Below are 21,255 nucleotides of genomic sequence, written 5' to 3' on the forward strand. Positions count from 1 at the left end.
TTATTCCTCTGGATCTCTTGCAGGGTCTCTTGGAAACTTGTCCTGAATGCTTGTCAGCCAGCGCGCGACGATGTCGATCTCCGCGCTGGAGAATCCCTCTGTCAGCGCCGCGTTGATCTCCGCGGCCGAGGTTTTCGCCTGGGCCAGCGCGGTACGTCCCTTCGGCGTCAGCCACACGCGCCAGGCGCGTCCGTCCTCGCGATCGGCCCGCCGCTCGATCAGCCTTGCGGCTGCGGTGCGATCGACGAGCCCGGAAATGCCGGCCGGCCCCATATCGAGCGCCGCGCCTGCCTCTCCCATCAGAACGCCGTCCTGTCTGCCGAGGATGAACAACAGCCCCGCCTGCGCCGGCGTCACCTCGTTCTCGGGCTGCGCGGCCATCCAGCGCTGCAGCCGGCGTTGTGCGACGCTGAGCAGGTAGATCAGCCGATGGTGCCTCGCTGTGGCGTCATTATTTCGCATGCGAAATAGATAGCCGAAGCCGACCGGATTGTCAAAGGGCGGCTGCCGGGCCTAGGCAGCGCGACAACCGTCCAGAAACAGCGTCGCACAGGTCTTGACGCGACGCTCGATGTCCTTGCGTGACGGCAACGCCACCCCGCCATAGATCGCCGCACGCTGCGGCGCCGATGCGACCATGCCGATCAGCATGCCGGCGGCCTCCTCGACGTCGTCGAGCGCGATGCGCTTCTTCTTCACCTGGGCGCGCAGCCAGCCAGTCAGCGCCGTGACGGTGCGGGCGATGCCGTTCTTGTAGAAGTTGGCAGCGAGCTCCGGGAATGCGGCCGACTCCTGCAGCACCATGCGCTGCAACGCCACGACTTCGGGATCGAGCGCAAGATCCGCGCAGGCCAGCAGCGCGGCGCGCAGGCCTGTTTCGATGTCGACCTCGTCGCTGGCCTGGAGATCGACCGCGGAGAGCAGCCGTTCGAGCCTGTCGGCGCACATCGCCTCGAACAGCGCGGCCTTGCCGGGGAACAGACGATAAAGCGTCTTGGTCGAGATGCCGGCGCGGCGCGCCAGCTCCTCGGTGCTGGTCGCCGCATAGCCGTCACCGGCAAAGGCCTGCCGCGCAACGTCGAGGACGATTCCCTTCGTCTCCTCGTCGCTGCGCAGTTGCGGCCGTCCACGCGGGCGGCACTCCCCCGAAGATTTTGCGTCTGACGATTCTGCTCGAGCCATGTCTTTACATGATGCCTGTCATTCCATTGACAATTCCGAAGCTAGTCTCATTTTGGAAATTATCAAGTTTCCTAATTCAGGGGACCCGGCCATGACCGTCCACACCACCCCGACTGCCGCCGCCCAGACCGCTCTTCCGGCAACCGCGCTGGAGGGCGTCCTGCCTGCCGCACCGACCCAAATCCGCCGCCAAAAGCTCAATCTTCGCAAGGCATTGCTGATGGGTGCGGCGATCGTCGCACTGGCCGGCGCAAGCTGGTACGGCTACGACTACTGGACCGTCGGCCAGTACCTCGTCTCCACCGATGACGCCTATGTGAAGGCCGACAACACCACCATCGCGCCGAAAGTCAGCGGCTATCTCAATCGCGTTCTGGTCGCCGATAACGAGCATGTGAAGGCCGGCCAGGTGCTGGCCCGGATCGACGACCGCGACTTCCGCGTCGCGCTCGACCAGGCCAAGGCCGATGTCGCCGCCGCAAGTGCCACGGTGACGAGCAAGGAAGCGCAGCTCGAGGTTCAGCAGGCGGTGATCGCCGCAGCCAGGGCGACCATCGATGTCGACACCGCCGCGAAGACATTCGCGAGCCAGGAGAACACGCGCTACACCAACCTTGCCGCAACCGGCTATGGCAGCGTGCAGAATGCGCAGCAGGCGCAAGCACGCGACGCCGGCGCGGACGCCGCGATCGCTCGCGACAACGCCAACCTCATCTCCGCACAGAAGCAGATCGATCTGCTCAAGGCCGAGATCGTGCAAGCCACGGCCGCCGCCGCGCGCGCAGCCGCGATCCAGCAGCAGGCCGAGCTCAATCTCGGCTACACCACGATCGTCTCGCCGATCGACGGCGTGATCGGCAACCGTTCCTTGCGCGTCGGCCAGTTCGTGCAGGCCGGCACGCAGCTGATGTCGATCGTGCCGACGGATGGCGCCTATGTCGTCGCCAATTTCAAGGAGACGCAGCTCACCCACGTGCAGGCGGGACAGGCCGTCGACATCGAGGTCGACATGTTCCCGGGCCAGATCGTGCACGGCCGCGTCGATTCCATCGCACCGGCCAGCGGCCAGGAATTCGCGCTGCTGCCGCCCGACAACGCCACCGGCAATTTCACCAAGGTGGTGCAACGTATCCCGGTCAAGATCGCGCTAGACGCCGCGCATGGCCCCGCGATTGCGCTCCGGCCCGGCATGTCCGTGGTCCCGACCATTGCAACACGTTCGACCGCGCCGACCGCGAATGCGGTCGCGGCGCCCAAAGCGAAGCTCGTCTCCGGAGGGTCGTGCCATGTCAAACAGCCTCTCAATTTCGACGCAAGCAACACCGGCCGCGACGCCTGATCGCGCCGCCGCCGATCCGAATCGCGCGAGCGCCGCGACCTGGATCGCCGTGCTCGCTGCCATGATCGGCTCGTTCATGGCGATCCTGAACATCCAGATCACCAACGCCTCGCTGCTCAACATCGAGGGCGGCATCGGCACCGGCGCGGACAACGGCTCCTGGATCTCGACGTCGTATCTGATCGGCGAGATCATCGTGATCCCGCTGACCGACTATTTGAGCCGCGTGTTCTCGTTCCGCCGCTACATGCTCGCGAGCGCGTCGCTGTTCGCCTCGTTCTCGGTCGCCTGCGCCTTCACCAATGATCTGCCGTCGATGATCGCGATGCGCGGCCTGCAAGGCTTTGCCGGCGGCGTGCTGATCCCGATGGCATTCACGCTGGTTCTGACCAAGCTGCCGAAGCCGCAGCAGCCGGTAGGGCTCGCGATCTTTGCGCTGTCCGTGACCTTTGCCCCCGCGATCGGCCCGACCATCGGCGGCTATCTCACCGAGACCTATGGCTGGCGCACCATCTTCTTCGTCAACGTGATCCCGACCGCGGTGATGGTGGCGGCGCTCTATCTGACGCTGGAGAAGCAGAAGATGCAGCTCGGCCTCCTGAAGGAAGGCGACTGGGCCGGCATCGTCACCATGGCGATCGGACTGTCGGCGCTGCAAGCGGTGCTGGAGGAAGGCAACAAGGACGACTGGTTCTCCTCGCCCTTCATCGTCAAGCTCGCGGTGATCGCGGCCGTCAGCCTGACGCTGTTCGTCACGATCGAGCTCACGATTGAAAAGCCGCTGATCCGGCTGCGCCTGCTCGCTCAGCGCAATTTCGGCTTCGGCACGCTCGCGATGACCATGGTCGGCTTCGCGCTGTTCGGCTCGGTCTACATCCTGCCGGCCTATCTCGGCCAGGCGCAGGGCTACAATGCCGAGCAGATCGGCAATGTGCTGGCCTGGACCGGCCTGCCGCAACTCGTGCTGATCCCGCTGATCCCGAAGCTGATGCAGCGCTTCGACACGCGCTACATCGCGATCACCGGCCTTCTGATCTTCGCCTACAGCTGCTTCATGAACACGGCGATGTCGCCGGACTATGCCGGCGACCAGCTCTGGATCCCGAACATCGTGCGCGCCGTGGGACAGGCCATGGTGCTGACGCCGCTGACCTCGGTGCTGACGGGCGGCATCGCGCCGCAAGACGCAGCTGCGGCCTCCGGCATCAGCAACATGTTCCGCAATCTCGGCGGCGCGATCGGTACGGCGACGCTCGCCACCATCATCACCAAGCGCGAACAATTCCACTCCAACATCATCGGCCAGTCGGTCACGCTCGGCCGTGAGGAGGTCCGCACCCGCATCGCGCAGATGACGGACTACTTCATCGCGCACGGCGTACCCGACCCCCATGCCGCGCGCGAGCAGGCCATCATCGCCCTCGGCAAGACCGTGAAGCGCCAGGCATTGGTGATGGGCTATTCCGACACCTTTGCGGTGATCGGCGTCGTGCTGGTGCTCGCCGCGATCGCGGTCCTGCTGACGCGGAAGGTGAAGGCGGCCGGTGGCGGGGGCGGCGCGCACTAACAGTTTCGAAAACTAACCACCAAATTGTCGCGGCCGTCACACTTGACGGTCGCTTCTTTTTATGTTCCCTATTCGTTCTATTCAATCATAGATTGTCCCGGAGACCTTTTCCTGATGAATAGTATGCGTGGCGAGAACCAGCCGACCCAGCTCGTAATTCATAATGACGACGATACGCCACACCAATTCGTGATGGAGCTGCTCCGTCAGGTTTTCGGCAAATCGGAGCGTGAAGCGACCGCGCTGATTACTCAAATCGAGCAGAAGGAAAAGGCGGTTTGCGGGCCCTACCCGCAGTCCGTCGCCGAAGCCCTTTTCAAATCCGCGCAGCAATTCATCTGCCTGGCTGGCCACCGACTGCAGGTCACGCTTGAGGCGATCAAGACTCCTTGCGAACTGTGTGGCAAGCCCGAGGGACAGACGGACGTTCGGATCGGCAATCGCACCGTCTGGCTGTGCAGCGAATGCATGCGTGCAGCGGACGGGCCCTCGAGCGAACAAGAAGAGAGCTTCGACTTTGCTTGCGACGTTCTTGATTGGCACTTTGCCAGCACCGCGCGCGGCAAACTCGTGACCACGATCCGCCAATTTCCCGGCCACATGCGGGTCGATGTCCAAGCAGCGGTGGACCGGCTCTTCGGCAAGGCCATCCGGTTGATCGGGCTGAACGAAGAGCAACGCTACGAAACGTTGTCGATTTCGCGGCTCCTCAAGAGCGGCCGCTATGCGCTCGCCATTGCGCCGCTACAATATTCCGATGTCGATGTCGGCGAGAAGAGCCCGGTCAAGTGTCTGGATAACGGACTATGGCTGTGCGAGCAGGATAGTCTCCGCTATGCGGTTTTGCCGTGCGCACACCGCGAATACAGCCGCGAGCCCGGAATTCGGATCGAGATCCTGGTGCCGTCAGGCACGGCGGGCGCAGAGCTCGTCCAGCAATGCTTCAGTGAACTGGAAGAGGCCGTGCAAACCGCGCGGACCTATCGCGGCAAGATCCTGTCGCTCGATGCCGACTCGGACTATCGCGGGCGCTCGCGCGGCATCACCGTGCACCGATTGCCGCCGGTCTCACGGACCGAGGTGATCCTGCCGGAGCAGACCTTGCGGCTGCTCGATCGCAATGTGCTGACTTTCGTCAACACCCGCGAACAGTTGCGCCGGCTCGGTCAGTCGACGCGCAAGGGCATCTTGCTGTACGGGCCGCCGGGCACCGGCAAGACCCACACGATCCGTTATCTTGCGACACATCTGCCCGGGCATACGACGCTGATCATTACCGCCGAACAGATCGGTCTTCTCGGGGCCTATATGAGCCTGGCGCGGCTGCTCCAGCCATCGATGGTCGTGATCGAAGATGTCGATCTCATCGCCCGCGACCGCGATGACATGGGACCGTGCGAAGAATCCATGCTGAACAGGTTGCTCAACGAAATGGACGGGCTGAAAGAGGACGCGGACATCCTATTCGTCCTGACCACGAACCGGCCGGAGGACCTTGAAGGCGCCCTCGCCGGTCGCCCGGGCCGCATCGATCAGGCCATCGAAGTGCCCCTTCCTGATGAGATCGGCCGCGGCAAGCTGGTCAGGCTTTACGGCAGAGGACTGCCGAACGAGGACGCGGTCATCGCTGAAGCGGCCCGCCGCAGCGAGGGCACGAGTTGCGCGTTCATCAAGGAATTGAGGCGACGACTGGCGCAAGCAAGCCTCGCGCGCGACGGCGGCAATTCCGTCGTGTCGGCCGACATCGATGAGGCGCTCGACGACATGCTGTTCTCCGGCGGCCGGCTCAATGCGCAGTTGCTCGGAGGCGCGCAGGCGATGGCAGCGGGATGAGCGGAGCGTGTCTGCCTCGCCCCGCTTGCGGGGAGAGGTGAACCGTTACGGCGCGCAGAAGAAGCTCGCAGCTTCCGTCACCGGGCCGCCTTTGTAATGCGGCCAGGCCGGCCAGCGACACAACGGCAGCGTGCGGACGGCCGCGAAGGACGGCGCCTCGACCTTCTGCTCGCTGACCTCAAGATCGCGGGGCGCCTTGCCGTTCTCGACCCAGTCGACCAGCACGCTCAGCATGTCGACATTGGCCGGCGCGCCGGAACCGACATGGTCGACGCCGGGCGCCGTGTAGAGCCTTGCGAACAACTCCGTCGTCGCCGAGCCCATCAGGCGCTCAACGCTCTCGAAATAACGGATGCCGGCATAGGGGCTTTGGGCATAGTCGGCCATGTGCTCAAGGATGATCAGCTTGCCCTTGCGCTCGCGAAAGCGACTGAGGTCGGGATTGGTCGAGTCCATGAGGTTCGAGACCTCGAGTATCCGCGCCTTGTGCTCCTCCACCTTGTAGGTGGGGACGTCGAGCTTGGGATCGCGCGCGAACACGTATTGAATGCCGCCAGCGCCGTAGATCCAGGCGATGCCGTTGTTGGGCGCAGGCGGCTGTGCGGGCGGCGCGGTGCCGAGCCACCACGCGACCCAGCCGCCGGTCGGACCGATCGCGGGCGTGTCTTCGCCCGAGACGCCCCAGCCCGGATAGTCGTCGAGGCCGTTGGCGAGCGCGAACGGGAATTTGTAGGTCGCATGCAGCGTGTCGATCGCCTTGATCTGCACATCGGTCAAGCACTGATCGCCCGTCTTCCCGCTGGCGCAGCGCAGCGTCTCGACCTTGAACGCCGCCTTGCAGGTGACGGGATCCTGCACCAGTGCATCGTTGGAGCCGTCGGCCTTGTCGCAAGCCGCCCGCACGGCATCGCCGACCAGCTTCACCTGCGCCGGGTTGATCCAGCCGTCGCCCATGGTCACGAGGCCCGAACGCGTGCCAGCATGCTGCAGGCCGACCCAGTTGATGACGGGCACGCGGGCGAAAATGCCGTCGAAATCGTCGGGATAACGCTGCGCCATGGTGAGGCCTTCGCGACCGCCCTCGGACGAGCCCATGAAGTACATCTTCTCGGGCTTCTTGCCGTAGGCGCGCTGCATCAGCGCGACGGCAACGTCGCGAACCTTCTTGTAGGCGCGATGGGCGAAGTTCTCGAAGGCTTCGTCATTGAGCGCGAACAATTGCGGCGGCTCGCCCGGCTTGGATTCGTGGCCGGAATCGGTGCCATAGGTGACGAAGCCGCGCGCGAGCGGCGACGGCTTGTCGAACGGATAGGCCGGCGGCAGCGCAAGACCGGTGATCAGCACGCCGTTGAAGCCGCCGCCGCCATATTGCACCGACCGCCCGTTCCATTCGACGGGAAGGTTGACCTGGAATTTGATCGGCGGCGCCTTGGGATCGACGGGATCGATGTGGCCGAGCACCTTGCAGAAGCCGGGATTAGCCGGCGTGATGCGCCCCGACGGTGTCGGGCCGCGCTCCGCAACAGCGAGTTGCGATGGCGCCTGCAACGTCGCGGAATCGATCTTCACGGCGTCAGCGCCGCCGACGAGCCCCTTGCAGATCGTGTCGGCATCCTCCACCAGCGTCACCGCCGAGACGCTGCTCGCGCTCATTGCGGCCGCCGCGCCCACGAGCCATGCACAGAGCTTCGCTCTCTTTTGCGTCATCGTTTCCACCCGGCGTTCGCTGTTTTGTTGCATTGGACAGTTGGCCGCATTGAATGCAACCTTCAACGTTCCGTCAATCGCTCACGTTCGCATTTTGATCAGAACGATCCTAACGCGCTGCCCAGCACGATCACGACCACCAGCGCCAGCAGCGACGTCACGATGCCGACCATCACGATGTCGAAATAGCTGTCACGGTGCGTCAGGCCGCAGATCGCGAGCAGGCTGACCACCGCGCCATTGTGCGGCAGGATGTCGAGCGTCCCAGAGCCGATCACCGCGACGCGATGCATCAGCGAGAGGTCGATCCCGGTGCGTGCGGCGAGCTCGACATAGGTCGGGCCGAGCGCTTCGAGCGCGATGGTCAGGCCGCCGGAGGCCGAACCGGTCAGCGCCGCCAGGACGTTGGTCGCGACGGCGAGCGAGACCAGCGGTCCGCCCTCGATCGCCAGCACCCAGTCGCGCACGATCGTGAACGCCGGCAGCGAGGCGACGACTGCGCCGAATCCGACGAGGCTGGCGACGCTGAACGCGGGCAGGACCGACGCATTGGCCCCCGCGTCCATGGTCCGGCGAAGCGCCGGCAGGCGGGCCCGGTTCAGCGCGATGGTCGTGACGATGGCCGCCGCCAGCGCCACCGCGACCGACCACACGCCCGCGACGGCCGCGAGCGACGTTTCGCCAAAACGCTGCTCGGCGAGATAGCTGACATCGAGCCGCGGCAGCACCACGAGCGACATCACCAGATTCACGGTGACGACGACGGCCAGCGGCGCGATGGCGTTCGGCACGGGCGAAGGCCGGTCGCTGCGATGACCGTGTTGCAGTTCAGCCGGATCGAACTCGCGCGCGGTCGTTGCGCGCTCGCGCACGAGTTCGTCGGCGGCAGCCTGCTCGATCAAGCCGTCGGCATCGTCGCCATAGCCTTCTCCGGCGCGGCGGGCTGCTGCCTCGGCGCGATGCAGCCACCACAATCCTGTCACGAGCATGATGAGGGAGGCAATGATGCCGAGGCCCGGCGCGGCGAACGGCGTCGTCCCGAAGAACGGCATCGGGATCGCGTTCTGGATCGACGGCGTGCCTGGCAGGGCCGACATCGTGAAGGTCGACGTTCCCAGCACGATCGCGGCCGGGATCAAACGACGCGGAATCGAGGCCGCGCGAAACAGCGAACGGGCCATGGGAACGATGACGAAGAACGCGACGAACAGGCTCACGCCGCCATAGGTGACCAGCGCGCCGGCGAGAACGACCGCCAGGATCACGCGCCGCTCGCCAAGGCGCTCCGCCATGAAGCCGGCGACCGACGTCACCGCGCCGCTGTCATCCATCAACTTGCCGAAGACAGCGCCAAGCAGAAAGATCGGGAAGAACTGCGCCAGAAATCCCGCCGCATTCACCATGAACACCTGGGTCAGGTTCGCAAGCAACGGTTCGCCGCCGAACAGGGCAGCAACGAGTGCCGCGAACGGCGCGAGCAGAAGCACGCTCCAGCCGCGAAAGGCAAACAGGACAAGCAGGCCGAGCCCGACGAGAAGGCCGAGGAGACCCATGTCTCAGCACTCCGTCAGCAGGACGTCGAGATCAGCGGTCGATTGCCGGCCGATGTCGGCACCATGCTCGGCGAGAAACGCGTCAGCGGCCATGCGCCCCTCGGCGCGCAGCATCGAGACGAATTCCCATTCCGCGTTGAGTTTCGAGGACGCGCCGAACTTCGTCAGCATGTCGCTCTTGATCCGGTGCGTCCGCATCTTCGCCCAGCGCGCGCCCTCGCCGCTGCCGGGGTCGGCCGCCTGGCGCAGCAGCGCGATCATGCGCAGTTCCTTCATCAGCGGCGAGTTGAACGAGATCTCGTTCAGCCTGTTGAGGATTTCAGCCGCTGTCCGCGGTTCCTCCAGCCGCTCGGTCGGATTGATCTGGACGAGAATGGTGTCGTGCGCGTCGCTCTCGCGAACCAGCGGCGTGATTGTCGGGTTGCCGGCGAAGCCGCCGTCCCAATAGGGCTCGCCGTCGATCTCGATGGCACGGAACATGGTCGGCAGGCAGGCGGATGCCAGCAGCACATCCGCCGTGATCTCCGCGTTGCGGAAGATTCGGCCGCGTCCGGTGCGCACCCGCGTCGCGGTGATGAACAGCTGGATCGGCGAGCGCACGAGGCGTTCGAAATCAATGCTCTCGGCTAGCACTGCGCGTAGCGGGTTGTAGCCGGTTGGATTGAGGTCGTAGGGCGACAACACGCGCGACATCAGATCGGTGAGGATGTAGAAGGGCGACGTATCGAGGGTCCAGCGCCCCATCAGCCGGTCGAGCGGCGAGCGTTGGAGCGGACTGAAGGCCGCGGCCCTGGAGACGCGGCGCCAGTATTGTTCGAGCGCATCACGTGCGCCCTCGGCGCCGCCGGCCGTCCAGCCGTCCGCCAGGACCGCCGCATTCATCGCGCCTGCGGATGTTCCGGAGATCGCGGCGATCGTGAGCCATCTCTCTTCCAGAAGACGGTCGAGCACGCCCCAGGAGAAGGCGCCGTGCGAACCGCCACCCTGCAGCGCGAGGTCAATCAGTACGACGTCCCGTTCCATGGCGGCACCGACGCAACTGAAGCTCAAATTCGACGCGATTTGTAACGCGCCGAAGATGGCGGCAGTTTAGAGAGCCATCGCCGTAGAATGCAACCAGAACGTGGGCGATTTAGTGTTCGAATACCAGCCTTGCGCCGACCGTGCCGTCGAGGGCGCGGATCTGCTGGAGCAGCGTGGCCGAATCCTGACCGGCGAGATCGGCGTCGAGCACGACGTAGCCGAGGTCGCCGGCGGTCTCCAGATATTGCGCGGCGATGTTGATGTCGCGCTGGAGGAAGACCTCGTTCAGCCGCCGCAGCATGCCCGGTACGTTGCGATGGACATGGCTGAAGCGCGCGCCGGAGGGACGCAGATGCAGCTGCACCTCCGGGAAGTTCACCGCGCCCATGGTCGAGCCGGTGATGAAATAGTCGACCAGCTTGCGCGCGACCTCGCCGCCGATGCGCTCCTGCGCCTCTTCGGTCGAGCCGCCGATATGCGGGGTGAGGATGACGTTGTCGAGGCCCTGCACCGGGCTCTTGAAACGATCGGAGTTCGAGGACGGCTCGACCGGAAACACGTCGATGGCGGCCCCTGCGATGTGACCGTCGCGTAAGGCGCGAGCCAGCGCATCGAGATCGACCACGGTGCCGCGGCTGTTGTTGATCAGGAACGAGCCCGGCTTCATCGCCCGCAGTTCCTTCTCGCCGATCATGCCTGATGTCTCCGGCGTCTCCGGCACGTGCAGACTGACGATGTCGCTCTGCGCCAGCAGCTCTTCGAGCTTCTCGACCGGCTCGGTGTTGCCGTGGCGGAGCTTGTCGGTGCGGTCGTAATAGATCACGCGCATGCCCATGGCCTCGGCCAAGGTCGAGAGCTGCGAGCCGATATTGCCGTAGCCGATGATGCCGAGGGTGCGGCCGCGCACCTCGCGGCTACCGGTCGCGGACTTGTCCCAGCCGCCGTCATGGGCCGAGACCGAGCGTGGAAAAATCTGCCGCAACAGCATCACGATCTCGCCGATCACGAGCTCGGCGACGCTGCGCGTGTTGGAGAACGGCGCGTTGAAGACGGGAATACCGCGCTTGCGCGCCGCCAGCAGATCGACCTGGTTGGTGCCAACGCTGAAGCAGCCGACCGCAAGGAGCTGATCGGCGGCCGCCAGCACGTCGTCGGTAATCTGGGTGCGCGAGCGGATGCCGAGCAACGACACGCCCTTGAGCGCCTGGCGCAGCGCCTCGCCGTCCAGCGCCTTGGTCAGACGCTCGACATTGGTGAAGCCCGCGCTCCGGAACAGGTCCACGGCACTGTCATTGACGCCTTCGAGCAGCAGCGCCTTCGCGCTCCGCTCAGGGCTTTGGCCTGGGGCTGGCATAGAATCTCCATGAATGGCGGCTTTGCCGCAGCTCATAAACCGCGGACGAGGCGCAGCACAATAGGGTTTGGATACGGGAACAAGATGGCGGGGTGCGGGTGTGCTTGGCATCCCACCAGCCCCGGCATCCCAGCACGCACAATAGACGCCCCGTCACCCTGAGGTGCGAGTGGCGCGATGCTTGGCATCGCGCCGGGAGCCTCGAAAGAGGAACGGCCCCGATGCAGCCGGGCCGTCGCCCTTCGAGGGCCGCCAAGGAGCGGCCACCTCCAGCGACAACGGCTTCGCCGTTGCGCGGGGGTGACGGTGACAGAGTATTGCGCTGATGCGGAGCGCGCGGGCCACGCGCGTCAAATCACATAAAACCCGTGCGTCCCGTCGAGCCGGAGCTGCTCGACCAATCCGTGCTCCCAATCGAGGTAGGCCTGCATCGCACCTTCGGCGACATCGGTCCCCTCATAGGGACGGCGGTAGCGGTGCGCCGGATCCGGCTTCGGCAGCACGAGCGGCGGACCGACCTCCAGCGCGCCGTCATAGCCGCCCTCGAGCACGTACACCTCCCAGCCCATCTGCGCGAGCCAGGACGCCGTCATGTCGGCGCGCACGCCCTTGTCGTCGGTCAACAGAATGCGCGCGCCGCGCACCGGTGCGGCCATGTCGGTCTCCTGGACGAGCTGACCGCCGGGATAGTGGCGAAAGCCCGGAAGGTGGCCAGCCGCATAGTCCTCCGCATCGCGCACGTCGAAGCGGTAGAGCGTGCGATCGGTCTGCGCCGCGAGCGCCGCCGCCTCGCCTGCGCCGATGTGGCGGACGCCGGCGCGATAAGCGACGTCGCGGGCATTGGCCGGACCGCCTTCGAATGGTCCGATCGCCCCGCGCCGGTCGGCGCCATGGTTGAGCGCGTGCCGCGCCAGCGTCCAGCCGATGGTGCCGTTGCGCAGCGCCCGCACCTTGTTGGGCACGCCGGCATTGATCAGCGACTGGGTGCCGATGATCGAGCGCGTCCGCCCGGCACAATTGACGATGATGGTGGTGTCGGGATCGGGCGCGGCTTGGCCTGCCCGCAGCACCAACTCCGCGCCGGGCACGCTGACCGAGCCCGGAATGTTCATGGTCGCATATTCGTCGAAGCGGCGGACGTCGAGGATGGCGATGTTGGCCTTGTCCGCGATAAGCTTGGCGACCTCGTCAGCACTGAATGACGGCGTGTGCCGGCGCGCCTCGACCAGCTCGCCGAACGCTTTCGAATAGGAGTTGACGTCCTCGAACACCTGATAGCCCGCATCGCGCCAGGCCTTCAGCCCGCCATCGAGCGCGCGGACATTGCTGTAGCCGAGCGCAGTCAGGCGTTCTGCTCCGGCCGCGACCAGCCCCTCACCGTCATCATAGAGCACGACCGGCACGTCCTTGCGCGGCAGCCTCACCTCGGCTTCGACCGCAATCCGGTTCGCGGCCATGTTGGCAGCGAACAAGGGATGACCGGTGGCGAACGCGGCCTCGTATCTGAGATCGAGCAGCGCGATCTCCTCGCGCAGCAGCAGCGCGCGGCGGATATCGGCGGGGGTGACGGTCGGGATCGTCATCGGACATGCAGCCTTCGAAGTTTGAACAGGGCGCTTTTGGCCGATTGCGGACCGCTTGACCAGCCCGACGGGGGCATGCCCTCCCGCTCTGCGGCGTGCAATCCCGTGGAGCCGCTGAAAAGAAGCATGTTGTCCGAGAGCGCGGGGCGGGTAAAGTTCCGATTCGTGCGTGGGGGGAGGGGCAGCATGCGAACCATAAAATTCCTGGTGGTGTTTCTGGTGCTTCCGGGTGCGGCCATGGCCGCGCTGACCAATGCGGAACGCAAGTCCCAATTCGAGCGGGCGATGGCGTCGATCATAGCAGCGACCACACCGACCGTGTTCGGCTTTGTCCGCGACACGCTGATCAAGGACTACGTCGCCTGCAAACCCAACAAGGGGCAGGCCGTGGAGCTCATCAGCGCGAGCTATTTTCGGTCCTGTGAACACGAGGACGCGTCGGCCACCGGCGAGCGCTCACTGGAAGCGTGCCAGTTGCGCTATGGCAAGCCGTGCGCCCTGCTAGCGGTGAACAAGGAGATCGTCGCGGAGGGTGAACTGACAGCGCGGGACATGCCGCGTCTGCATTATGCGGGCAAGTATGATCTGTCCCAGATTCCGATCATCCGGCGGGTGACGCGACAGCGCCCCGACGTACAGAATTACGATAAGGCCATGGAGCCGAAAGCGATGGCCATCCACCCCTGGGGGAAGCTGTTCATCTCGGCGGGCGATGCGAGCTTGAAAGATGCCGAGGCCTCTGCACTGGCAAAATGCAACAGCGATCCCACGCGAAATGGCCGGGATGGCGGCTGCTTTGTCTACGCCGCCAACAACGACGTCATCATCGGCGAACGGCACATGCAGCCGAAGTGACGTGTCGAGCAAATATCGTGACTCGATCCAGGCGGATTTGAACAGCGGCTTGTCGGATCACTCGCCCGGAACGAGGCGCCCGAGCGGCGGCTGCGCGGGGCGCCGCAGCTTGCGACGCGACAAATAGAGCAGGATGCCGGTGACCGAGAACAGCGGCATCAGGGCTGCGGCAATCATGAACGCGAGCTTGCCGGGCCAGCCGAGGACCGCGCCGCGATGGATGTCGAGCACGTTGGCGATGATCTTCTCGCCGAACGTCTTGTCGGCGTAACGCTCCGCCGAAACCAGCTGGCCGGTGACGGCATCGACGCGGAATTCGTCGCGCGTGGTATCGAGCGTCGAGTTCTTCCTCCACGACCTGATCCGGATCGCCGTGGCGGGGCCGGCCGGCAGCGTCAGGAAGGCCCTGGCGAAGCGGTCACCCTCCTCGCGCTGGAACGTCGCCCAGGCACGGTCGAATCCGATCGGCTGGGCCGGCTCGGAAGCGGCCGCCACGCGCGGCGCCTTTGCGGGCATCTTGGGCTGCATTTTCGCGGCGACGACCTCCGGGCGCGACAGCAGCCAGACGACTCCGTCCTTGTACCAGTCGAACGAGTACCACAGTCCGGTGAGCGTCATCACCAGATAGACGGGCAGGACCCAGGTGCCGATCACCGCATGCAGCGACCGGTGCAGCCCGCGGCCGCTGAGCCCGAGATTCGGCTTCAGCCACATCTTCACGCTGCCGGCACGGCGTGGCCAGCGCAGCACGAGGCCCGAAACCAGCATGACGATCAGGCCGAGCGCGGCGACACCGGTGATCTGGCGCCCCCAACCCTTGGCATCGCCGGGGATGAGCAGCCAGCGATGCAACCTGCGAACGGTCGCGAAAAACTCTTCGCCGCGCGGCGAGCCCAGCACGCGTGCGTCATAGGGATCGACATAGAGCGAAGCCGGCCGCCCGCCCTGCTCGTCGCGGCCGAAGCGGACACGCACCGCCGCGGCCGGATCGCTCGATAGCGTGAGAGCCGAGACCTTGCCGAAATCCTGCGCCGCCTTCAGCCGCGCGACCAACTCGTCCGGCATCAGCGCCGGCGCGGTCCGCGGCGCGACCTGCATGATGCCGGCGTTGAGATGGTCGACGACCTCGTTCTCGAAACTCATGATCGCGCCGGTCAGCGCGATCACGGCAAGCAGCAGCGCGAGCACGAGGCCCGCGATGGAGTGGACCTGGAGCAGGACGGCCTTGATCGCGCGGCCAGGCTCACGCATCGGCATGGCCCCTTCCGGTCGGCGCCGCCTGCGATTCCCGATCCGTGCGTGGCGCGCGCACGGCTAGAACTTCACCGTCGCCGACAGCGAGAAGCGCCGCGCGTCACCGATCGCGACGTTCAAGGCGCTCCCGGTGGTGGAGGTATAGTAGAGCTTGTCGAACAGGTTCTTGACGTTGAACTGGTAGGTCACCGGCAGGTTGTCGATTTTCGTGTCGTAGGTCGCAAAGACGTCCGCGACGGTATATGCCGGCAGAAAGAAGTTGTTGGCGGAGTCGCCCGGCCGGTCGCCGACATAGTGCGCGCCGCCGCCGAGCCGCAGCCGTCCCGGAAGCGCGTCGCCGAAATCGTAGACGAGATAGAGCGAAGCCGTGTTCATCGCGGCGTTCAGCAGCTTGGCGTTGCCGTTGACGGGATCGTTGATCAGGCGTGCGTCGGTATAGCCGTAACTACCGATCATGCTCCAATGGTCCGTCAGCTTGCCCGTCACGTCCAACTCAACGCCGCGCGACCGAGCCTTCGCAGACGTCCGTATTGCGATGTTGTTGTTGCCGAGATCATCCCGCACCAACACGTTCTTCTTCTCGATGTCGTAGACCGCCAGGGTGCCCGACAGCCGCTTGTTGACGTCGAACTTCAGGCCGGTCTCCCACTGGGTTCCCTCTTCGGGCGCAATGGTGGAGTCGACGACGAAGCCGACGGGAGCACCGGTGAAAAGCGCAATCGTCGAGGTCGGTTTCAGCGACTGCGTATAGCTCACGTAATACGAGAGCTGATCGTTCAGCTTGAAGATGACGCCGCCGAGCGGCAGCACCTTGTCGCCCGCCAGATTGGTGTTCGTGACGAAGAGAGGCCGGCCCTTTCCGGCGAGTTGCTCGTATTCCATCCAGCGCACGCCGCCAACCACGGACAACCAGTTGGTCAGGTGGAACGTGTCCTGGGCGAAGAAGCCGCGGGTGCCGAGCTTGTCGGTCTGTTCGCTGTCTGTTGCCGAAACGGTCGTGCCTGGCACGATCAGCCCGTAGACCGGATTGTAGAAATTGAAGCTCGGGGTCGCCTGGCGAATCAGGTCGTGGCGGTCGATGGTGCGATACAACGCCTCGCCACCGAACAGGATCTCGTTGCGGAAGCCGCCCACCCAGACGTCACCCTGCAGATAGGAGGTGCCGTAACTCGCGTTGCTCAGCGAGTTGCGGGTGCCGTCATTGCTGCGGGTTTCGACGCCGGTCTTGGCGTTGACGTTGGTGATGCGAAGCTGATTGGCGCTGAAGGTCTCGGTGTTGTAGCTGTAGGCCGCCGTGACCTTCCAATTGTCGTCGAGCTTCTGCTCGACCGAGCCCTGCACCAGGTCGGAGGTGCCCCACATGTTGTTGAAGGGCTCGTCGAGCCGGCGCGTCTTCGGGATCGCCAGCGGAGCGCCGTTGAAGGCCGTGCCGCGGTCGAACGGGGAGATGAACTCGCGGTGCTCATAGGTGAGCTGGACCGTCGTGGTGTCGCCGTACCAGGCAAGCGACGGGTTCACCAGCATTTCCCGGTGGCGACCGAAATTGCGCCAATAGTCCTCGCTGACCCCGTAGCCGATGAAGCGATAGGCAAGACCGCCGTCGCCGATCGGACCGGTGATGTCGAGCGTGCCGTCAGCACCGCTCCGATTGTTCGCATAGGTCGAACCGAGCAGCGTGACCGAGCCGTGCTGGTAGAGCTCCGGACGCTTGCTGATCGTGTTGACGATGCCGCCGGGATCCATGATGCCATAGAGCAGCGAGGCCGGTCCCTTCAGCACCTCGACGCTCTCGACAGCGGCGTTCAGGCTGCGGCCCTGCACCAGCGGCATGCCGTTGCGCATGATCGAGCCGTCGCGGTTATCGCCGAAGCCGCGGCGGATCACGGCGTCCTGGGTGCCGGCGAGCGTGTTGGTCTGGGTGATCCCGCTGATGTTGACCAGCGCATCGTCGATGTTGCGCGGCAACTGGTCCTTCAGGACCTGCGCGGGCACGACGTTGACGGTCTGCGAGGTGTCGAGCGGCGATGCGCCCGAACGCAGCGTGGTCGCGCTCGGCATCGCACGGTAGCCGAGCTTGGCGGCTTGCTGCGCGGCGGCCTCCGCGGCGGCGCGCTCCGATGGCGTCGGCGCTGCCGGCGCGGCATTGCGATTGCGCTGGCGCGCGGCGGCCTGGGTGCGGCGTGAGGACTGCTCCGATGCGCGCGCCGGTTTCGGCCGCTGCGCCGGCGCTTCCACCGTCACCGCTGGCAGCGCCGATTGCGCCTGTGCGGTCGTCGTGTTGGAGGGGCATTCGGCGAGCAGCACGGCTGCTCCGATGAGAAGACCTGCACGACTCCCGCCGGCACGAATTCGATGACCGCTGACGCGGTCATCCAGATGAGCACGCACTTTCGATTCACTTCCAGGTCAGACACAGCATTGCAGCTGGCGCGTCTAACAGCCGTTGCGGGTGAAGAGAACCGTAGGCGGAATTGAATCGCTCTAGTGTTGAATGGTTCTAAGCGCGGATCAATGCGAACCAGCAATCATGGATTGTTCTCGCGCCGATCGCGACACGCTGCGCGCGAAATTCGCGGCGGCGTGTCGCGACATTGCGGGATTTCATGCGATGGCAGGGCTCGTCAGCTCGTCGAGCTTCCGCTTGAGCGCGGTGCCGTCGGACAAGGCCCGCAGCGGTGGACGCACCCGCAGCCACGCTGCATCGCCGGTCTGCGCGGCGAGAATGGCCTTCAGCGTTGCGAGGAAGGATGGCGTCTTCACCACGATGTCGATCGCCGCTTGCATGCGTGCTTCGACATTCTTGCCGTCGATCATCGCCTTGACCAGCTCCGGCGCGATGTTGGCCATGCCGCAGATGGTGCCGGCACCGCCGGCGGCGATGGCGCGGGCGATGTCGGCTTCGTTGCCGACGGTGATGGCGAGCTCGGGGCTGGCTGCGCGGAACGCCTCGAACTGCTTGAAGTCGCCGCTGGAGTCTTTCAGGCCCGCAACCAGCTTGCCGTAACGCTTGCGCAGGCTCGCGGCGACCGTGGTCGGGATCGCAACGCCTGAGATCTGCGGGATGTGATAGAGATAGGCACGCAGGCGATCGTCGGCAACGCCGTCGATGATCGCGGCGAAGGCGTCCTCGATACCTTCGGGCGTGACGCCGCGGTCGAAGTAAGGCGGCAGCAGCAGCACGTGGCGCAGGCCGAGGCCGAGCACGGCGCGCGTCAGCGCGATGCTGTCGCTGATGGCGGGGAAGCCGCCGCCGATTCCGATGCGCTCCGGCGCGACACCGGCCTTGAGCATGGCCTCTATGGTCGCGACGCGTTCGGCGACGTTGAAGGAAGTACCTTCGCCCGTGGTGCCGAACAGCACGACGCCGTCGACGCCTTTGCTGAAGAGCTGCTTGGCGTGGGCGGCGAGCCGGCCGTGATCCACACCGCCGTCGGTCGCCAGCGGCGTCGCCGACGCCACCCAGAACCCGCGAATCGCCTCCGTCATCACACCACCCTTTGCTGCGGTCTCGGACTAAGCCACTGATCCATAATGATCTTCTGCGCCTAGCGAAGCCTCGTTTTTGCTTTACTTTTCACCTTGTACCTTACATACAAGACGGACGCAAATCCCATCGCAGCAGACGCGCGACAGACGCGGCCGGATTTTGAGGAGGTCTTGCATGGACATGGTGACCCCCGTGGAGCGTCCCGACCAATTGCTCGCCGCCTTGCGCGACAAGCTCGGCGGCGCCGCCGTGCTGATCGGCGCTGATGTGCCGGCGCGCAATTGCAACGACTGGAGCGCGAGCCTGCCGCAAACGCCGCGTGCGGTGATCCGTCCGCTCGACGCGCAGGGCGTTGCCGACGCGATCGCCACCTGCCGGCAGGCGCATCTGCCGTTCGTGCCGCAGGGCGGACTGACCGGGCTGTGCCGCGGCGCCTCGCCTGAAGCAGGCTGGGTCGCGATCTCGCTGGAGCGCATGACCGGCATCGAGGAGATCGATCGCGCGTCCGCGACGATGACGGTGAAGGCGGGCACGCCGCTGGAGACGATCCAGAAGGCCGCGGATGAGGCCGGCTTCTTCTTTCCGCTCGACCTCGGCTCGCGCGGCTCCTGCGCGATCGGCGGCAATCTCTCCACCAATGCCGGCGGCAATCGCGTGATCCGCTACGGCATGACGCGCGAGCTGGTGCTCGGTCTCGAAGTGGTGCTGCCGGATGGCACCATCATCACCAATCTCAACAAGCTGATGAAGAACAATGCCGGCTACGACCTGAAGCATCTCTTCATCGGCTCGGAAGGCACGCTCGGGATCATCACCCGCGTGGTGCTGAAGCTGTTCCCGAAGCCGCGCTCGACCATGGCCGCGCTGTGCGCCTTGAAGGACTATGCCGCGGTGATCGCACTGCTCGATGCCGCGCGCAGCGGGCTCGGCCCGCTGCTGTCGGCGTTCGAGGTGATGTGGCCGGATTACTGGGACGTGATCACGACGCGCGCCGGCGTGAAACCGCCGGTCGCCGCGGGCCACGGCCTCTACGTGCTGGTGGAGGCGCAGGGCACCGACGAGAGCCTGGATGCGCCGCGCTTCCAGGCCTGGCTCGAAGAGCTGATGGAGCGCGGGCTGCTGGCCGATGCCGCGGTGGCGCAATCGCTGGCGCAGACGCAAGCCTTCTGGCGGGTGCGCGACATCTGCGCCGAGTTCGGCCAGGTGCTGGGCCCGCACATCTCCTACGACATCGGACTTGCCGTGGCGCGGATGGACGAGTTCGTCACGCGCTGCAAGGCCGCGCTCGCCGACGGCATCAAGGGCTGCGAGAGCGTCTATTACGGCCATATCGGCGACGGCAATCTGCACCTCGTGTCCTGGGTCACGGGCCTCACGGTCGCGCAACAGCCGAAGGAAGAGATGGACACGGTCATCTACGGTCTCGTGCGCGAGATGGGCGGCAGCGTCTCCGCCGAGCACGGCATCGGCACGCTGAAGAAGAAGTGGCTTGGTCATGCCAGGAGCGAGGCCGAGATCGCGCTGATGCGGACGCTGAAGGCCGCGCTCGATCCCGATCATCTGCTCAATCCCGGCAAGGTGATCTGAGAGAGCAATGCGATCGCTCAAGCTCGATACGCCAAAATCGCTGTCGCAGCGGGTGTTGCAGCGGCTGCGGCAGGCGATCATCGACGGCGAGTTCGCGCTCGGCGCTGCGATCTCCGAGGAGATGGTGGCGAATTCCTTCGGCGTCAGCCGGACGCCGGTGCGCGAGGCGATGGGCCAGCTGCAGGCGCAGGGGCTCGTGGTGATCCGCCCGCAGGTCGGCAGTTTTGTCTTCACCCCGAGCGACGAGGACATCGCTGCGCTCTGCACCTTCAGGATCGCGCTCGAGCCCAAGGCCGCCGAGCTCGCCTTCCGTCATGATCGCGATGGTGCCGTCGCGACGATGAGCGCCGCGATCGCGGCGATGGAGCCGGCGATTGCGGCACGCAACAACATCGCCTATGGCCGCGCCGATGCCGCTTTTCACGAGGCGCTGTTCGCCCATTGCGGCAACCGCTACCTCGTCGAATCCTACCAGCTCGTCTCCGGCCGCGTCGCCGCGCTGCGCACCAACCTGACCTCGCCGATCGACGTGCGGACCCGCTCGTCCTTCGACGAGCACCGCAAGCTGCTGGATCTGTTCGCGCGCGGCGAGTTTGCGGCGTTCGAAGCACTGATGACCACGCACATCACCAAATCGGGCGTGGTCTATGCCAAGGCCTTGAAAGTCGAGGCGCTGAAAGTGGATTGAGCGATTCTATCGCCCGTCCTCCGGACCCGGCCTGTCCAGAAAATCCAGCGCGGTGTTGATCTGCTCGAGCTGATGCTCGATCCTGTCGCGGTCCTCGACGGTTTGCGCCACCTCGAGTTCCTCTACGAGCTTCTGCTTCCGCGCCAGCAAGTTCTCTATGACCGTACTCACAAGTCCCCCATCACCCCGAAGCGAGCAGCAAGGCAAAAATCCGGTTGCGGGCACTGGCGCCGGGATGGTCCG

General features: G+C 65.3%; 17 protein-coding genes. 6 read left to right on the top strand and 11 right to left on the bottom strand.

The window, feature by feature from the left end:
- Positions 1 to 462 carry a MarR family winged helix-turn-helix transcriptional regulator gene (locus XI08_RS37600; protein WP_271578284.1) on the bottom strand — a complete coding sequence of 154 codons (462 nt, stop codon included), beginning with the start codon at positions 460 to 462 and terminating at the stop codon, positions 1 to 3.
- A gap of 51 nt (positions 463 to 513) precedes the next feature.
- A complete protein-coding gene (locus XI08_RS37605) occupies positions 514 to 1,182 on the bottom strand; it encodes a TetR/AcrR family transcriptional regulator (protein WP_271578285.1) in 669 nt (222 codons plus the stop codon).
- A 91-nt stretch (positions 1,183 to 1,273) separates the two neighbouring features.
- Between XI08_RS37605 and XI08_RS37610 the strand changes: the two genes are divergently transcribed.
- From XI08_RS37610 to XI08_RS37620, 3 genes are all read left to right on the top strand, one after another.
- The gene (locus XI08_RS37610) at positions 1,274 to 2,521 is read left to right on the top strand and encodes an HlyD family secretion protein (RefSeq protein WP_271578286.1); all 1,248 of its coding nucleotides are present in this window, start codon (positions 1,274 to 1,276) and stop codon (positions 2,519 to 2,521) included.
- Entirely contained in the window at positions 2,469 to 4,088 is a 1,620-nt protein-coding gene (locus XI08_RS37615; protein ID WP_271578287.1) for a DHA2 family efflux MFS transporter permease subunit, read from the top strand. The genes XI08_RS37610 and XI08_RS37615 overlap by 53 nt, the downstream gene beginning before the upstream one ends.
- A 123-nt stretch (positions 4,089 to 4,211) precedes the next feature.
- Positions 4,212 to 5,921, top strand: a complete 1,710-nt coding sequence (locus XI08_RS37620; RefSeq protein ID WP_271578288.1) for an ATP-dependent Clp protease adaptor ClpS — start codon at positions 4,212 to 4,214, stop codon at positions 5,919 to 5,921.
- Between the two features lie 45 nt (positions 5,922 to 5,966).
- Here XI08_RS37620 and XI08_RS37625 read toward each other — a convergent pair whose 3' ends face one another.
- The 5 genes from XI08_RS37625 to XI08_RS37645 all read right to left on the bottom strand — a co-directional run bounded on the left by XI08_RS37625 (position 5,967) and on the right by XI08_RS37645 (position 13,141).
- Positions 5,967 to 7,628, bottom strand: a complete 1,662-nt coding sequence (locus XI08_RS37625) for a tannase/feruloyl esterase family alpha/beta hydrolase (protein ID WP_271578289.1) — start codon at positions 7,626 to 7,628, stop codon at positions 5,967 to 5,969.
- A 98-nt stretch (positions 7,629 to 7,726) separates the two neighbouring features.
- Positions 7,727 to 9,181: a GntP family permease gene (locus tag XI08_RS37630; RefSeq protein WP_271578290.1), complete on the bottom strand. Its 1,455-nt coding sequence runs from the start codon at positions 9,179 to 9,181 to the stop codon at positions 7,727 to 7,729.
- A gap of 3 nt (positions 9,182 to 9,184) precedes the next feature.
- Complete coding sequence (locus XI08_RS37635) at positions 9,185 to 10,204, bottom strand: patatin-like phospholipase family protein (protein WP_271578291.1); 1,020 nt, start codon at positions 10,202 to 10,204, stop codon at positions 9,185 to 9,187.
- A gap of 109 nt (positions 10,205 to 10,313) precedes the next feature.
- On the bottom strand, positions 10,314 to 11,558 hold the full coding sequence (gene serA, locus XI08_RS37640; protein ID WP_271578292.1) for a phosphoglycerate dehydrogenase: 1,245 nt from the start codon (positions 11,556 to 11,558) through the stop codon (positions 10,314 to 10,316).
- A gap of 350 nt (positions 11,559 to 11,908) precedes the next feature.
- Positions 11,909 to 13,141 (bottom strand): rhodanese-like domain-containing protein, encoded by a 1,233-nt coding sequence (locus tag XI08_RS37645; protein ID WP_271578293.1) that lies wholly within the window; start codon positions 13,139 to 13,141, stop codon positions 11,909 to 11,911.
- Positions 13,142 to 13,378: 237 nt separating this feature from the next.
- Here XI08_RS37645 and XI08_RS37650 point away from each other — a divergent pair, with 237 nt between their 5' ends.
- Positions 13,379 to 13,996 (top strand): hypothetical protein, encoded by a 618-nt coding sequence (locus XI08_RS37650; RefSeq protein ID WP_271578294.1) that lies wholly within the window; start codon positions 13,379 to 13,381, stop codon positions 13,994 to 13,996.
- Positions 13,997 to 14,053: 57 nt separating this feature from the next.
- Here XI08_RS37650 and XI08_RS37655 read toward each other — a convergent pair whose 3' ends face one another.
- The 3 genes from XI08_RS37655 to XI08_RS37665 all read right to left on the bottom strand — a co-directional run bounded on the left by XI08_RS37655 (position 14,054) and on the right by XI08_RS37665 (position 18,736).
- Positions 14,054 to 15,247, bottom strand: a complete 1,194-nt coding sequence (locus XI08_RS37655; protein WP_271578359.1) for a PepSY-associated TM helix domain-containing protein — start codon at positions 15,245 to 15,247, stop codon at positions 14,054 to 14,056.
- A gap of 63 nt (positions 15,248 to 15,310) precedes the next feature.
- Entirely contained in the window at positions 15,311 to 17,638 is a 2,328-nt protein-coding gene (locus tag XI08_RS37660; protein WP_271578295.1) for a TonB-dependent siderophore receptor, read from the bottom strand.
- 213 nt (positions 17,639 to 17,851) lie between these two features.
- Entirely contained in the window at positions 17,852 to 18,736 is an 885-nt protein-coding gene (locus XI08_RS37665) for a dihydrodipicolinate synthase family protein (protein ID WP_271578296.1), read from the bottom strand.
- Between the two features lie 175 nt (positions 18,737 to 18,911).
- Between XI08_RS37665 and XI08_RS37670 the strand changes: the two genes are divergently transcribed.
- A complete protein-coding gene (locus XI08_RS37670) occupies positions 18,912 to 20,324 on the top strand; it encodes an FAD-binding oxidoreductase (RefSeq protein ID WP_271578297.1) in 1,413 nt (470 codons plus the stop codon).
- Positions 20,325 to 20,331: 7 nt separating this feature from the next.
- The gene (locus XI08_RS37675; RefSeq protein ID WP_271578298.1) at positions 20,332 to 21,012 is read left to right on the top strand and encodes a GntR family transcriptional regulator; all 681 of its coding nucleotides are present in this window, start codon (positions 20,332 to 20,334) and stop codon (positions 21,010 to 21,012) included.
- Positions 21,013 to 21,018: 6 nt separating this feature from the next.
- On the opposite strand, the gene XI08_RS37680 is transcribed toward XI08_RS37675, so the two are convergent.
- On the bottom strand, positions 21,019 to 21,183 hold the full coding sequence (locus XI08_RS37680; RefSeq protein ID WP_271578299.1) for a hypothetical protein: 165 nt from the start codon (positions 21,181 to 21,183) through the stop codon (positions 21,019 to 21,021).
- Positions 21,184 to 21,255 lie beyond the last annotated feature (72 nt).

Origin of the sequence: Bradyrhizobium sp. CCBAU 11361 (assembly GCF_028128935.1) — a bacterium.
Taxonomy (GTDB): domain Bacteria; phylum Pseudomonadota; class Alphaproteobacteria; order Rhizobiales; family Xanthobacteraceae; genus Bradyrhizobium; species Bradyrhizobium niftali.

What these genes read in the sequence shown, in the direction of transcription:
- XI08_RS37600 (WP_271578284.1), bottom strand. Translation starts at nt 462, where the DNA reads ATGCGAAATAATGACGCCACAGCGAGGCACCATCGGCTGATCTACCTG.
- XI08_RS37605 (WP_271578285.1), bottom strand. Translation starts at nt 1,182, where the DNA reads ATGGCTCGAGCAGAATCGTCAGACGCAAAATCTTCGGGGGAGTGCCGC.
- XI08_RS37610 (WP_271578286.1), top strand. Translation starts at nt 1,274, where the DNA reads ATGACCGTCCACACCACCCCGACTGCCGCCGCCCAGACCGCTCTTCCG.
- XI08_RS37615 (WP_271578287.1), top strand. Translation starts at nt 2,469, where the DNA reads ATGTCAAACAGCCTCTCAATTTCGACGCAAGCAACACCGGCCGCGACG.
- XI08_RS37620 (WP_271578288.1), top strand. Translation starts at nt 4,212, where the DNA reads ATGCGTGGCGAGAACCAGCCGACCCAGCTCGTAATTCATAATGACGAC.
- XI08_RS37625 (WP_271578289.1), bottom strand. Translation starts at nt 7,628, where the DNA reads ATGACGCAAAAGAGAGCGAAGCTCTGTGCATGGCTCGTGGGCGCGGCG.
- XI08_RS37630 (WP_271578290.1), bottom strand. Translation starts at nt 9,181, where the DNA reads ATGGGTCTCCTCGGCCTTCTCGTCGGGCTCGGCCTGCTTGTCCTGTTT.
- XI08_RS37635 (WP_271578291.1), bottom strand. Translation starts at nt 10,204, where the DNA reads ATGGAACGGGACGTCGTACTGATTGACCTCGCGCTGCAGGGTGGCGGT.
- serA (WP_271578292.1), bottom strand. Translation starts at nt 11,558, where the DNA reads ATGCCAGCCCCAGGCCAAAGCCCTGAGCGGAGCGCGAAGGCGCTGCTG.
- XI08_RS37645 (WP_271578293.1), bottom strand. Translation starts at nt 13,141, where the DNA reads ATGACGATCCCGACCGTCACCCCCGCCGATATCCGCCGCGCGCTGCTG.
- XI08_RS37650 (WP_271578294.1), top strand. Translation starts at nt 13,379, where the DNA reads ATGGCCGCGCTGACCAATGCGGAACGCAAGTCCCAATTCGAGCGGGCG.
- XI08_RS37655 (WP_271578359.1), bottom strand. Translation starts at nt 15,247, where the DNA reads ATGCGTGAGCCTGGCCGCGCGATCAAGGCCGTCCTGCTCCAGGTCCAC.
- XI08_RS37665 (WP_271578296.1), bottom strand. Translation starts at nt 18,736, where the DNA reads ATGACGGAGGCGATTCGCGGGTTCTGGGTGGCGTCGGCGACGCCGCTG.
- XI08_RS37670 (WP_271578297.1), top strand. Translation starts at nt 18,912, where the DNA reads ATGGACATGGTGACCCCCGTGGAGCGTCCCGACCAATTGCTCGCCGCC.
- XI08_RS37675 (WP_271578298.1), top strand. Translation starts at nt 20,332, where the DNA reads ATGCGATCGCTCAAGCTCGATACGCCAAAATCGCTGTCGCAGCGGGTG.